General features: G+C 41.5%; 2 protein-coding genes. Both read left to right on the forward strand.

What is annotated here, in order from left to right; genetic code table 11:
- Window positions 1-835 (forward strand): class I SAM-dependent methyltransferase (locus tag WBJ10_RS08860; protein WP_424289412.1); only part of this gene is annotated, 835 nt, incomplete at its 5' end.
- On the forward strand, window positions 832-1,703 hold an 872-nt coding region (locus tag WBJ10_RS08865), incomplete at its 3' end, for a glycosyltransferase family 4 protein (RefSeq protein ID WP_424289414.1). The genes WBJ10_RS08860 and WBJ10_RS08865, both read left to right, overlap by 4 nt.

Below are 1,703 nucleotides of genomic sequence, written 5' to 3' on the forward strand. Positions count from 1 at the left end.
GGATATCGACGTAAACGAGTTTTACGATGGAAAAGATTATACGGTAAAAGATACCCGCGATTCCATTTTCTTTAAGATCCAGAAAGCGGAATACGGATCCGTTATTAATACCATACAAAATACCACCAGGAACCAAACACCTTTCATACTCGACTTCGGCTCAGGCAAAGGGCTGTTTCTTCATTTCGCAGCTTTGAAGGGTTGCCAGGTAAAGGGAATAGAAAGTTCGAAACCAAGAGCAGAATATGCGCGTAAATATTTCGGTCTCACTGTCAATACTGATTACTATACCTCCGGATCCGTGCTCAACAGCCGATTTGATGTGATCACAATGTTCCATGTTTTGGAACACCTGCAAAATCCTTCAGAACTTATGAGCAATCTCGTCAAGTCCAATTTAAAACCCGGGGGATTGTTAATCGCAGAGGTACCCAATTTTGGGAGCTGGCAGTCCAGATGGGCTGGAAATAGATGGTTACATCTTGACGTGCCACGCCATCTGACTCACTTTACCGATTCGAGCCTGGAGAAAATTATTGATAATGCCGACTGCAGAGTAATTAGAAAGGAATACTACTCGCTTCACCTCGGGATAGTGGGTATGGTCCAAAGTATTTTCGCCTGGTTTGGATATAAAGGCTTTTTGATCGCTGACCTGAAAGAAAACAAAAGCCGGGTCCTGCTTGCCATGGTTTTATTGGTTCTTCCGTTTGCTGTTTTATTAGAAGGATTGGCAGTCCTCTTTAAAAAAGGCGGAATTATCAGATGCTATGCGGTTTATGAACCGAAAGATGAGGATACCGCAGTCGCTAATAAAAACGCTTTACCAGAATGAACATCCTGATCGCAAATTGGGCCTGGTATCCCAGCGGTGGCGACTGGACTTATATCGAAACGATATCTGAAATATATACAGAGCTTGGCCACCATGTGGTGCCTTTTTCCATGAAGGATGACCGCAATGTGTCCAGCGAGTATTCGGAATACTTTATCGACAATATAAATTACAGAGAACTTAACCAGGACCGGAGCATTGAATCGGCCCTTACAGTGGTTAGCAAAAGCGTTTATTCAACAGAGGCGATACACAAGTTAAAAGGTCTATTAAAAGCGGTCAAAGTAGACGTTGCACATTTAAATCTTATCCATCATTATCTTACGCCAGCTATTATCAATGTTCTTAAAGAACATGAAATACCCATAGTCTGGACCTTACACGATTATACCATTTTGTGCCCGCAGAGCACGTTTACCAGCAATGACAAGGTATGTGAGCAGTGCAAGGGCGGGAACTTTTATCGCTGTGCCGTCAATAAATGTAAAAAAGGTTCCCTCTTAGCCAGTTCTTTAGCTGCATTTGAGAATTACTTTTACGACTTAGTAAATTACTATAAATACGTCGATTACTTTATATGCCCATCCCTTTTCAGCTATAATAAGTATAAGAGTTTTGGCTTCTTCCCTGAGAAGCTCCGGCATATTTATCACACATACAATTTTAAAACCCAGCACGGTTTAGGTACAGGAGATCAAACAGATCGTTATATACTTTATGTAGGGCGATTAGAAAGAATAAAAGGGGTACACACGCTTCTTAAAGCGATGCAAACTAAGCCCAATATCCATCTGAAGATCATTGGGGACGGGTCTGAAGAAGTGAACTTGCGAAACTATAAAGAAATCCATTCCTTAAACAATGTCGA

The organism is Daejeonella sp., assembly GCF_049655485.1.
GTDB lineage: Bacteria > Bacteroidota > Bacteroidia > Sphingobacteriales > Sphingobacteriaceae > Daejeonella.